The organism is Sphingobacterium sp. UDSM-2020 (assembly GCF_016132525.1).
GTDB lineage: Bacteria > Bacteroidota > Bacteroidia > Sphingobacteriales > Sphingobacteriaceae > Sphingobacterium > Sphingobacterium anhuiense.
On the sequence record NZ_CP066166.1, the window covers coordinates 3,074,994 to 3,087,879 of the forward strand.

Annotated in this window: 7 protein-coding genes; 1 reads left to right on the plus strand and 6 read right to left on the minus strand. The window is 35.1% G+C overall.

Annotated elements, in window-relative coordinates:
- Positions 1–24: 24 nt before the first annotated feature.
- Both JAZ75_RS13045 and JAZ75_RS13050 read right to left on the minus strand, forming a co-directional pair.
- The gene (locus JAZ75_RS13045; RefSeq protein ID WP_232789185.1) at positions 25–2,328 is read right to left on the minus strand and encodes a BamA/TamA family outer membrane protein; all 2,304 of its coding nucleotides are present in this window, start codon (positions 2,326–2,328) and stop codon (positions 25–27) included.
- Positions 2,318–7,588, minus strand: coding sequence for a translocation/assembly module TamB domain-containing protein (locus JAZ75_RS13050; protein WP_183916951.1), 5,271 nt, complete (start codon positions 7,586–7,588; stop codon positions 2,318–2,320). The genes JAZ75_RS13045 and JAZ75_RS13050 overlap by 11 nt, the downstream gene beginning before the upstream one ends.
- A gap of 287 nt (positions 7,589–7,875) precedes the next feature.
- Between JAZ75_RS13050 and JAZ75_RS13055 the strand changes: the two genes are divergently transcribed.
- The gene (locus JAZ75_RS13055; protein WP_132770829.1) at positions 7,876–8,307 is read left to right on the plus strand and encodes a Dabb family protein; all 432 of its coding nucleotides are present in this window, start codon (positions 7,876–7,878) and stop codon (positions 8,305–8,307) included.
- A gap of 60 nt (positions 8,308–8,367) precedes the next feature.
- Here the strand turns inward: JAZ75_RS13055 and JAZ75_RS13060 are convergent, their stop codons facing one another.
- The 4 genes from JAZ75_RS13060 to JAZ75_RS13075 form a co-directional block, all read right to left on the minus strand.
- Positions 8,368–8,661 carry a DUF4342 domain-containing protein gene (locus JAZ75_RS13060; RefSeq protein ID WP_037525171.1) on the minus strand — a complete coding sequence of 98 codons (294 nt, stop codon included), beginning with the start codon at positions 8,659–8,661 and terminating at the stop codon, positions 8,368–8,370.
- Positions 8,662–8,730: 69 nt separating this feature from the next.
- Positions 8,731–8,925, minus strand: a complete 195-nt coding sequence (locus tag JAZ75_RS13065) for a YqaE/Pmp3 family membrane protein (RefSeq protein ID WP_021188471.1) — start codon at positions 8,923–8,925, stop codon at positions 8,731–8,733.
- 131 nt (positions 8,926–9,056) lie between these two features.
- Positions 9,057–9,884: a hypothetical protein gene (locus tag JAZ75_RS13070; protein ID WP_208695869.1), complete on the minus strand. Its 828-nt coding sequence runs from the start codon at positions 9,882–9,884 to the stop codon at positions 9,057–9,059.
- 338 nt (positions 9,885–10,222) lie between these two features.
- Entirely contained in the window at positions 10,223–12,838 is a 2,616-nt protein-coding gene (locus JAZ75_RS13075) for a valine--tRNA ligase (RefSeq protein ID WP_208695876.1), read from the minus strand.
- Positions 12,839–12,886 lie beyond the last annotated feature (48 nt).

Here is a 12,886-nt window from a genome sequence, read left to right on the forward strand (position 1 = left end):
GGAGAACTTTCGTTCTCCTTTTTATTAAAATGGATAGCCAATAGCTAGATTAAACATTAAGTTGTCCTTGCGCCATCTGCTACTTCCTAAATCAATATCTTTCAAGACCCAACGCTCTCCTTTATCCAAATATGGAATACGGAATGGAATAGCAAAATCTGTTCTTAAGATAAGAAAAGTAAAGTCAAATCTTAAACCTAAACCGCCACCGACGGCTAATTCAGTCAAGAAATCTTTGCTAAATTTTGCTCCGGGCTTTTCATCATCTGTATTTTGTAGCCACACATTACCGGCATCAATAAATGCCGCCCAATGGACAAAACCAGCCAATTTAGCACGATATTCTGTACTCATTTCCAATTTTATATCTCCAGTTTGATCAGCATAGAACTTATTGGTCCCAATGTTTTGAGGTTTTAAAGTTCCTGGACCAATTGCTCGAGCAGCAAAAGCGCGAATACTGTTTGGACCACCCACATAATACTGTTTTAGATAGGGTAAAGCACGGGAGTTACCATAAGAGTAACTTAGACCTAAACTGACTCGCGATGCTAATTGTGAATTTTCACTTAGTTTTAAATAATGTCTACCATCACCACTTGCCTTAATATATTGAGAAAAATAAGCGTTGAATAATTTAAATGTTTTACCCTCATTGTAGTTGGCACCTTTTATCAATCCCAATACATTACCAGATAAATCTAAATTTCCTTTAAAATAAAAGGTGTTTTTTAGATTTTTGTTCATCATATTGGATAAAGTAAAATTATAATTTGGACCAATAGTAAACTGTGGTTCTATAGCATGTTTTAGCGTTGGTACCGTATCCATCTGGGCTTTATATTCATCTGAAATACGACTGGGCTGTACATATGTAATCTCTAATAGTCCCAAATCATGTTGTTTCTCTTCAGATTCCTGCCAGATATAACCATAGTCCAGTTTTAGAGATCGTAATGTATATGCTCGAGTTCTATTTAAGAATTCAAATCCCGTTTTGATGTAGGTTTTTGGTATAAATCTACGACTGGGATTTATTTTGAAAGGCGAAAGAATACGGGGAAACGTTAAAGTAAGATCTGCACCATAGCGATAATAGCTTGAGTTTAGACTTACACTTCCACCGGTCTGTGTTTCGTATCCACCAAACACATTTAGACTTAACAGTTCGGCACCTCTAAAGGCATTGCGTAATTGCCAGTTCACATTAAGTTCAGAGCCATTATATACCGAAGCCATTTTTCCTAACAATTCGAGACGAATAGATTTCTTAGGAAGAGGAGTAAGATAGTAATATACATCTAGTCCGTTTTTGACATCTTTACTATCAACGAAGTTGTTTTTAACAAATTTGAAGCTATTTAGATTTACAAGATGACTGATTGTTTTATTATGGGCACCGCGATTATAACGATCTCCTTTTTTAAAGAAAATATGGTTAGCTATAACGGGTTTTCTAAAGGTATTTTTTGGATCTATAAAGTAATATGAACTATCGAATAATTGCGCATTACGTGGAGCACGTTGATATCCTGTACCTTCGTCCGTATAATTTGGATAGATGTATATATTATTTATCTTGGATGGTGATTTAGCTATAACAGGTGTTTCAGGTTTAATAGTGACATATAAATTGACTTTATGATCTCCAATTGTACTATCTGCTTCCACCAATATATAGTCGGGACTGAAATAATAGTACCCAATATTTTTAAGTTCATTATCAATCCGATCACGTTCATTCAGGATATCATCTAAATTATAATGCTTACCAACCTTTAAAAGAGACTTATCACGAGATAGGAGTATATCTCGGCCAAGCTGTATCGTACTGTCTACATTAAACGTAACAGATTTTATTTTATAAATCAGATTAGTCGTCGCAATATAGTGTATGGTCGCTTCTTTATCCTTAATTGTTGTGTCAGACTTTACCTCTGCATTAAAGAAACCAATATTTTCAAGTCGATTTCTTAACAGGTTTTCATTATATTCCCTATTTACATCACTCAATAAAACAGGTTCTTCACCCATTTTTTTTAGTTGTCTGCGAATGAAATTTTTTCCAACTGAATCCCCAGCCATGTTGTTGAAAGCTAGTTTGTAACGCCATCCAAAAAGTGTCTTATTGGGTTTGGGCATTAATACCTGTTCCAGATGCGTAGCTAAGGCCTTTTTATGTTCTTTGGAAATCGTATCCGATTCAATATCGACATGGCCATCCACATATAAGGACTGACCCTCTTTTAAATTTTTTGTGGTCGAACAAGAAGCAATGAAAAACCCTATAAATACAACAAAAGCTATAAATTGATTGCTATTTTTCATTATTCTCCCTTTCTTCATTTCTAATCACTTTTTCTCCTATTGTATCTGTTTTCTGATTCGTTGAATCAGTCTTATTGCTTGGTTTGGTTTGCTGGATTTGTTTTCTATCCAAGTAACGTTCTTTATATTTCTTAGGATCGTTACGCATCATGCTATCTCGAATTGCAAAGCGGACGCTATCCCTGTAAACGGAGTCGGTTTCCATACGTTCTACATCAAAACGTTTACGGAAATTTTTGCTTCGGGTATTATATTCATTTAATTTTTTAGAATTCATCCAAATTTCTCTGAATTTATTGTAGCTCATATTGATGATAAATCCAATACCTGTTTCAACATATTGGCCCTGAAGTGTTACCTGATATTGGTTTTTCCGATATACGCGAGCGAAATAGCGACCATCTTGAGACAGTTGGTAATCTAGACTAATATCTCCGGCAATATTCGCAGCCTGCTCTCCAGGTCTTGAATTCCCTTCAACTTCAAAATTTGAGCCTATAGTGATTTTCAAACGGTCGTTAAATAGCATTTTTGAAACACCAATATTTAAATCGGTACGTGTTTCCCCAACTCCAGTTGTAAAATCCTGCTCGGATTGTAAGTCAAAATCTAATTCCACTCCTTTAATTAAATCCGAAGCCAGTCGGTTTAACTGTGACGTTAGTAATGAACTTACACTATTACGAGCCATAGATTCGACACCGCCACCACCAGATAAACTTTCAAATGGATTAGAAGCCAAAAAGCGTCCTAATACGATCAATGAGAAAACCTGCTTATTCATTTCAGAAGGGTCTGTTCGTATTTGTGAAAGGGCATTATTGACTTTACTCACCACATCTTGAGACGCAATGGCGTTATTTTCATCCAGATCAATATCAAAGCCTAGTTTAGGCTCGAATAACTTTTCTGTGATTAATAAATTGACATTAAATGGTACTCGCTGTTTGTATAGATTAGAGTTATCTGCTCCAAGTTGAGTTTGTACCAGCTCAAGGGTAGGGGCTTTGACTTTGTATACTGCAGTGATATCCATTCGCGCATCTAGTGGGTCTCCTGCCCATGTAATTGTACTTCCTTCTTTAAATAAGAACTCACGTTTCACAGGCCCAAAAGAAAACGAATAACTTCCTTTGTCGACCGTATAAGTTCCCGACATGGTGATTTTGTTACTCGCATCGATACCTGCATTTAATTCAGCTTCACCTTGGATGTTTAAGGCGTCCTGAGATCCTTCGTCAAGAATAACTTTGAATTTAGCATTCTTGTCAGTTTGAAGATTCAGCGTCACATCGATTCCTGTTAATTTTGTTGTTGTTAGTGAATCCAATTTTGCAAAAACATTTGCTCTTGTTGTATCACTTTTATCAACAAATTCTACGACACCTTTTCGTTCCACCATTCCAGGGTCATCATTCGGCATAATGAATACAAAATCAGTTTTATCTTGAACTTTGATATTTCCATCGACAACAGGTTTATCCAATGTGCCTCTTATACGTAGATCAGAAGAAACGTACATTTTACCAAAGAACAGATCATTATCCTCCCGAGTCGAATTCACAACTTCAAAGTTATCAGTCTTAAGATTTAAATTAAAGTCATAATCTGTATAGTTTTTAGTTAAAATGGTACCATTCAAATCACCAGTATTGCCTTTTTTATCTTTGATGTTGAAATTGGATAAAGAGATTCCCCTATTATCAAAACTAATTTTTTCGTTATCAATTAAGAACGCCGCATTAAGCATAGCAACATTAAATTCAGCACCATTAAAATTCAGATCACCGTTGATAACAGGTCTATCAGTCGTCCCGGATATTTTAAGCTCTCCTTGGACATCCCCTTTAGATTCTTTTAAGTACCCAAAGCTGAAAGCTTGGATTGTCTTCATTTTTAAAGGAGCAATGTTGAGCGTAGCATCAAAAGTAGCTTCTCCAGTTGGAGGACTTATGAACTCTCCTATTAAACTGACGTTATTACCATTTTCAGTAATACTGACATTGGCTGCATACGTATTTTCTTTTTCATTATTAACTTTAATATTGACATTTCCAATTGTATCCGTCCCTAAGTAAAATTTATCAATTCCAATATCTGATACAAAGACAGGATTACTTTCAAGGCGTGAAATCGTTGCTTGTCCATTAATACCACCACCAATATTCATGTCATCAGCGGCAATCATTTTACTGAGGGTCTCAATTCTGAAATTTTTAAAAAGTAGATCTATAGGTGAATTCAGAACACTATCCTGTGATTTAATTTCCAATAACTGTCCCTTGTTTTCCAGAATGAAATTATGAGCTTGAATACCCGCTTTACCAAAGGATAAAACATTTGTACTATCGACATTCCATTTATCATAATTTAGCATTAATCCATCTTCTAGTAAGCTAAAAAGAAAGTTGCCACGATCTACTTTCATATGGGCACCTAAATGGTACTGTTCTTTATCTTTTTTGTCTTTAATCCAAACGCCAAAATCTAAGTTATTTTTAATGACTTTACCGCTGAGTACCGTATTGATCAATTCGATATTGCTAACTTTTATTTTGTTAATCAAAGCAGAATAATACATGGTGCTGTCAACTGTTGTAAGATCAAAAGTCACACTATTAATATCTGTGCCTGCATAAACAATTTTTGGTGCATCGAGCTTAGCCTGGATTAACTTGTTCTTACTATTAAACATACCATCAAGTGTGATGTCTTTCATTTCAGTCAGATCAGGTAAGAAGTCCTTTATAAATTTTGTTCTGGTCAACTGAGCAGAAAATTCAAATTGTTGATCTTCGTATTTTGGAATGGTTACAGGAGCTCCAGGTTGATAATAAACGTGTGCAATGTCTTGTATTGCTGTACCAAGCTCCATTAATTTATATTTACCAACTAAATGGGCATTTAAAAAGGCAGATTTTAACATTAAAAGATTTGAGCTGCTATCCGAACGAGCGATAATTGAAATACTATCAAGAGTGTAGCGGTCATTATTGTATGCAATAGAAGAATTGATGATATGTGCTTCTCCATTCAGGAAATTAGGGTCTGCTGTTTCAAAATTTCCGACCATTTTGCCATGATAACGGAAGTCATCATCCATTAACTTTAAATTCTGTAAATTAATGCTATCGACCATCAGTTCAAAATCGACTTTCGGATATTTTGCATGCATATTAGCGGTAGCATTTAAATTGAATTTGACATTTGGATCAATACTATTAATTGAAGCTTCGATATCGCCTGCATTAGCATTCATATTCATATCGATATTATGGTATTGATATCCTAAAGCATCCAGACGGATTAGTTTTCCGTCCACATTCGCTATCGCTTTTTTAGGATCTAATCCATGCCCTTTTACGTTGGCTTCAAATGATAAGATACCTAAAACAGAATCTTGTTTCAAAATTTTTCCGATGTCAAAGTCTTTAATAGATACGTAAGCATCATATGTCGTATCACGCTTTGCCATATCAAATTTACCATTTACTTTAGCAGTTCCTTTTTCCGTCACTAAGGATAAATTGGTGTTGAATGATTGCATTCCCCCTTTAAATGTTCCAGTAAGCCCTATTGCATTTGGAAGTTCAAGATTTTTAGGAAATAATGATTTGGCAACAAGTTGTTCAATATCAGATCGGCCAGTTGTGAATTTTTTGAGCGTAAGGTCAATAGACATCTTATCAACATTAGGAAGACCCTTGAGTCTAGCACTGGCAATTACTTTTGTATTCGATAATGTGCTGAAATCTAAGTGTGGGATATTGAGATCGTTCAGTTTTCCCATTACTTTTCCGTCAATATTGAATTTTTTATTCATGAGCGGATGCATGATCTCCATAGTATCCAAGAACGGAGCAAAGTAATAAATATCGCGCATATCAACATGACTCTTTTTAATGTTGGCATTGACAGTAAGCAATTCAGGTTTTTCCGATATAGCCTCTAAAGAAGGATAAGATATTTTAATATAATCTTGTAATAATGTTTTAGAAGTTGCAGCATACAGATTTTTGATCTCAGCACCTGTATTGGTATAGATAAAATCACCTTTTAGATTTTTAATTTCGAAACCGGAGTGATCTTTTGCTGTTAATGATTTTAGCGATCCGCTAATTGAATCTGCGCTATAATACAAATCAGTCATCGCAGTATTGATCGCAGGGATTTTAATATTGAAATAATCAAATCCTTTCATCCGTGCTTGATTGTCATCTTTATACCATACATTGGTATTATTGATGTTGATATCAGAAACAGAAACAATCCAATTAACCTTGGATGGTGCTGATGCTGTTGTATTTTTATCTGCGGCTGGTTTAGTTATTTTTGCTATTTTATCAAAAAATACCTGTGAATCAGATCCTTCTAAATTAATCTTTTTTATTGAAACAATTTCCTTATTAAGATCAATACTATTAATATCCGCGTATAGCTTTTGAATGGCAAACCTTGTTCTCAGTTTTCCCGCCTTATCTTCATATCGAACATTGATATTTCGCAGGTCTGCCGTATTAATACCAATATCAGGTAATAAAGAAGTGGCAATTGCAGTGGAATCAGTAATTCCAAAATCTTCAACACTGGGGCCATCGCCTTCTTGGGTAGGATTCCATTGTGTGACTAATGCACTTAATCCATCAATAGTAACTTTTGGCATATCAAATGCCATATTTTTTGTCAAGTCAAATTTCTTGATCCTGGTGTCAAAATGTTTCAAATAGACGTCAGCACTCGTGCCAATTACGTCATCGGCATATACCACATGAAAACGATCAAAGATAACTTTGTCCATATTGAATACCATAGCAGAAGAAGTATCAGTTTTTGCTTTGGTACTTTCAGGGCTCGCAAATGCTTTTATGATATAGTCAAAATTGAAACTGCTGTCAGGCATAGACCGACGTATTTTTGCGGTAATGCCAGTAGCTTCCAGTTGCTGGATTTCTACTGTACTTTTTAGTAGTTTCATCATATTGATATCCACTTTGATGGCCTCACCTGCTACTAATGTATCTCTAGATTGATCTTCCAGATAGATGTTCTCTAAAACAAGTTTTTTTGGAAATTCAATATTGATGCTACCAATATGGAAGGGCGTGCCAATTTTGCCCTCAACATAAGTGGCTACTTTTCCGGCAATAAAATTTTGCACGGAAGGAAGTCGAATCAAAAAAATAATGAGAAGTAAGAGTCCAATGACAGATCCAATAATCCATAAAAGGGTCTTTAATGCGATACGGCTAAATTTATTCAAAATATTTTTTAGTCTTTATATAAACCTTAATTTATTATTATAACGTAAAACAAGTGATTATGTTTATATCTTATTTACTATTTTACATTTAATTTTATTACAAAGAGGGATGGATATTCCAGTTTTTCTCCAAGAACTAAATATAGGGAGAAGTATTTGTAATGTTGTCGAAATTAATCAAAAATAGTGCCTTATTTCTAGTATACAACCTCTATTTTTAAGTTTGGCTTTTAGATTGGTTTTTTGCTTTTTTTCTACGTATATTCGAGATAATCAACATAAAACAAATGGAAAGAAAGAAATTTTTAAGCTCATTAGCGCTAGCGAGCGTTGGTGGAACAGTACTGACTTCATGTCTAAATACACAAAGTAATAATGAAACAACAATAACACAAGCCGGATTCAATGCCGGATTTATATTTCATAGCGTCTATTTCTGGTTAAAAGAAGGAATCACGGCAGAGGAAGATAAGGATTTTTTAAAGTTTTTTGACATTTTGAAAAAAGTGCCAGGAGTACAATCTTGCCATATCGGTAAACCCGCTAAAACTAATCCAAGACCAGTGGTCGATAATTCTTTTTCATATCATATCATGTTGACCTTTGAAAATCTGGAAGCAATTACAAAATATGAAGAACATCCAGATCATCTAGCTGGGATTGATCAATATAGTAAGTATTGGGTAAAAGTAGAAGTAAAAGATACGGTTATTAGCTAGTTCTTAATAAAAAGCATAATGTGAAAGAGAGGATCATAAGTGCTCTCTTTCATATGTCTATCATTTTACTTCAATACTCTGAGATGTATTTTGATTGTCTTGGTCATTATCATCTTTTTCTTGTCGTTCGACAGTTATTTTGCATTCTGTCAATAAAGCCGCCATAGCACCAACTGCTGCAAATATAGGGGCAAAGATGAGGCCTATAGCACCTACAGTAACAGGGAAACTCATGATTTCTTTTCCTGATTTATCGGATATGCTGATTTTCGTCACATTTCCATCCGCAATGAGTTCTTTAATCTTCTTTAGTAGATTTTCACCTGTAATCGAGAAAGTTTCTTTAATGCTCATAATGATTTGATTTTTAAAATGATGTCCAATAAATATAATCATTATTGTCCAAATAATTGGATAGAAATGTTAAAAGCGTTGCTCACGCTTAAACTGATTAAATCTGGATTTATTTTTACCATCAACTCGTGAAGCAACTGCCCATATTGCCGCGGGCAACCAACCGATAAGTGTGCATTGCAAAATCAAACATAAAATTCCAGAAAATATTTTCCCTCTTAAAAAAAAGGAAAGCCAAGGTAATAATACTGCTATTAAGATCATATCTTTTGTTTCTTTGTTTAGCCAAAGATAAATCCTATAATAATTTATTCACGTCTTTTTTAGGTAAACCTAGAAGAAGCATCGGCGAACATAGGTTATAAAAAGGTGAATAAATTCCTTCTTTCAATTGCTTACCTCATTTCGATGAGCTCACTTAACGTTTTTCCATCCCAGGTGTATTTCTTTTGACTTTTTGTTTCCTTGTAATTCGGCTCATCTAAATTGTCATCAATATTTTCGCCTTCAACTATTTTTTTATAGATCATAGTGGGATCACCTTTATGTTCGGAGGGGAACAAGATTGTTTCATCATAATAGAATACACCCGCATCAGAAACAGACATTTTGCTTGGGAAATGAATCAATTCTTGACCAGTCCATGCAAAATAGTAATATTGGGTAGCGATTCCACATGCCTCACCTAAAAAAGCAGAACGATGAATATTTTTAATGTTTTTTAATCCCATTCCTCCTAAGATCTTAGTCTCGGTACCAGTTTGATCATTTACCTCAGCTTGATATGAAGCGCGCGCAATAACGTTTTTTTCTCGATCAAAAACTTTGAGTTCGGCGTCATAATAAGATGGTGTATTTTCAGTAAAGGATCTGAATTTTTTAAAACCATAAATGAACTGTTCGCCCTCCTGGTTAAGTATGCTGTTGAGAGCTAGTAAACCTAACCATATAAAACCCTCTTTTTTGACATTGTCTTTTATAAAACTAATTTTATACCATGGCGCATAAAATCCTCTTATCGTACTTCCATTGTACCCCTCACTGTTAATAACAACCATTGCGCCCTCTTGTAGAGAATCGACCAACTTCGATTTAGTATCCGCATTTTCACGGACATATGCCACGTCAGCGAATACATAAGCTGTATCACCTTTCTGAAAATTCCATAAAGTGTATTCATCACTGACAGCATACGCTGCAGGTTGTTCCTGTGCACGAACCAATAAAAAGGTAATTGAAAATAGAAAGAGAAGTGCTTTTTTTTTTCATGTTTTTAACAATCTAGTTTTTTTGTGTAAAATACTTATTTTGGAATGATCATAATCAATTAGATGACAAATTTGATTCCAATTAGGGATATGAATGTAATTATTTTTACACATCATTATAAATGAAAATATTGTTCAGTTCTATGCGTTTGAATTTTAATTGTTTATATCGTCTTTTAAACGCACATATTTTTAATATAGGGTAGCATTGGCTATGGGGATGAAACTCTAAAATTTAAGAGGGCCAATTTTCATTAAAATTGGCCCTCTTAAATTTTTAATTCTGAAATGATTTAAGCAAGACTAGCTAAGCTATCTTCTAATATTTTAATTTTAGATTCAGCATCAGCTTTCTTGTTTTGTTCATTTTGAATAATTTCTGGCTTCGCATTTTGAACAAAACGCTCATTCGATAATTTTTTGTCTACAGAAACGAGAAATCCTTTTAAATAATCGATTTCTTTTGTGATTCTTTCACGTTCAGCGTCTACATCTATGTTTTCTTCAAGCGCAACATAACATTCTTCTTTGCCAGCTAAGAAACTAACTGCTCCAGCTACTTTTTCTTGAACAAAGGTTAGTTTTTCAATGTTAGCCAACTTGATAATACTTTCTTGATAGTTTGTAAAATCAATTTCTGTTGCATTGATGGCTAACGGTAAAGCAATTTTCGGTGAAATCTGCTTAGTATTACGGATATTTCGAACTTCAGAAATAATCTGCTGAACAAAAGTAAATTCCTTAATGATTTTTTGATCGATAGCGCCAACCGTTGGATACTCTGCAACAATGATACAATCTTTTGCATCGCGTTCTCCAAATAGTTCATCATGCCAAAGTTCCTCAGACAAGAAAGGCATAAAAGGATGAACCAATGTAAGTATACGTTTGAAAAATCCCTTTACCACTTCAAAAGTCTCCGTTTCAAGGGGAGTTTGATACGCAGGTTTTACAAGCTCTAAATACCAAGCACAGAAATCATCCCATACTAATTTGTAAGTAGACATCAGGGCATCGGATAGGCGATAATGATTAAAGTGATCTTCGATCTCAATTAAAGTAGCATTAAATTTGCTATCAAACCATTTTGCCGCAGTTTTCTGAGCTTCAGTTGCAGGAGCATCTATAGTCTCTAAACCTTTAACTAAACGGAATGCATTCCATATTTTATTCGCAAAATTACGACCTTGCTCACAGTAAGAGACATCAAACATTAAGTCATTTCCAGCAGGCGAAGAAAGTAGCATACCTACGCGTACACCATCGGTGCCGTATTGAGCCATCAGTTCGATCGGATCAGGAGAATTTCCTAATGATTTGGACATTTTCCGGCCCAATTTATCCCGAACGATACCTGTTAGATATACATTTTTGAAAGGAGCTTTACCCGTATATGCATGTCCCATGATCATCATACGCGCTACCCAGAAAAATAAAATTTCGGGAGCTGTTACTAAATCATTTGTAGGGTAGTAATAGTTGAATTCTTCATTTTCAGGGTTGCGAACGCCGTCGAATACCGACATAGGCCATAAACCAGACGAGAACCATGTATCGAGTACATCTTCCTCCTGACGGATCGCACCAGCAACTTTACCTTGAGATTCAAACTCTTGAATTGCCTCAGATTCAGTTTTTGCAACTACCCATTCGTTTTTTTCATTGTACCATGCCGGAATACGTTGACCCCACCATAGCTGACGAGAAATACACCAATCTTTTACATTTTCCATCCAATGCTTGTAGCTGGATGTAAACTTGTCTGGAATTAAATTTACTTCTCCGCTTACAACATAATCTAATGCAGGTTGAGCTAATTTATCCATTTTGCACCACCATTGCATGGAAAGTTTTGGTTCAATAGCAGCATCAGTACGCTCTGAAAAGCCTACTTGAGATTTATAATCTTCAATTTTTTCGATCTGATTGACTTCCTCTAAAAGTTTCGCAATTTTTTTACGAGCAATGAAGCGGTCTTCACCAACTAAAATTTGAGCATTGGCATTTAATGTTCCATCATCGTTTAATAAATCAATGATTTCTAAGTTATGTTTTTGACCTAAAGCATAATCATTCAAATCGTGAGCAGGAGTTACTTTAAGGCAACCTGTACCAAATTCTATATCCACGTATTCATCTTCGATAATTGGAATCTCACGATTTATTAATGGGATAATAACTGATTTACCTTTTAGGTGTGTATAGCGCTCATCATTAGGGTTAATACAGATAGCTGCATCGGCCATGATCGTCTCTGGACGAGTCGTAGCAATGATGATTTGTTCATTTGAATCCTTAATTTGATAACGGATGTAGTACAGTTTTTGGTTGACCTCTCTACGGATTACCTCTTCATCAGATAAAGCTGTTTTTCCCTGTGGATCCCAGTTTACCATACGGACACCACGGTAAATGTAACCTTCTTTATAGAACTTGATGAAGGTGTCAATCACTGATTCTGATAAATCAGCGTCCATTGTAAATTTTGTGCGTTCCCAATCACATGAGGCACCTAATTTCTCAAGTTGTTTTAAGATGATGCCACCATATTTCTCTTTCCATTCCCAAGCATGTTTTAAGAAATCTTCACGCGATAATGATTTTTTATCAATTCCCTGCTCTTTCAACATAGCGACAACCTTTGCTTCAGTTGCAATAGAGGCATGATCGGTTCCAGGGACCCAACAAGCATTTTTACCCTGCATACGTGCTCGACGAATCAATACATCTTGAATGGTATTGTTCAGCATATGTCCCATGTGCAATACACCGGTGACGTTCGGAGGAGGCATTACTATTGTGTACGGTTCACGCTCATCAGGTGTAGAACGGAAAAATCCGTTCTCCATCCAGTAGCTGTACCATTTGTCTTCAGCTTCTTTAGGATTGTAAGTTTTTGCTATACTCATGATAATTTTTTTTCAAAATCGTTTGCAAATTTAGCGAATTTAGTTGTT

Excerpts from the sequence above, each read along its gene's own strand:
- JAZ75_RS13045 (WP_232789185.1), bottom strand. The coding sequence starts at position 2,328 with ATGAAAAATAGCAATCAATTTATAGCTTTTGTTGTATTTATAGGGTTT.
- JAZ75_RS13055 (WP_132770829.1), top strand. The coding sequence starts at position 7,876 with ATGGAAAGAAAGAAATTTTTAAGCTCATTAGCGCTAGCGAGCGTTGGT.
- JAZ75_RS13060 (WP_037525171.1), bottom strand. The coding sequence starts at position 8,661 with ATGAGCATTAAAGAAACTTTCTCGATTACAGGTGAAAATCTACTAAAG.
- JAZ75_RS13065 (WP_021188471.1), bottom strand. The coding sequence starts at position 8,925 with ATGATCTTAATAGCAGTATTATTACCTTGGCTTTCCTTTTTTTTAAGA.
- JAZ75_RS13075 (WP_208695876.1), bottom strand. The coding sequence starts at position 12,838 with ATGAGTATAGCAAAAACTTACAATCCTAAAGAAGCTGAAGACAAATGG.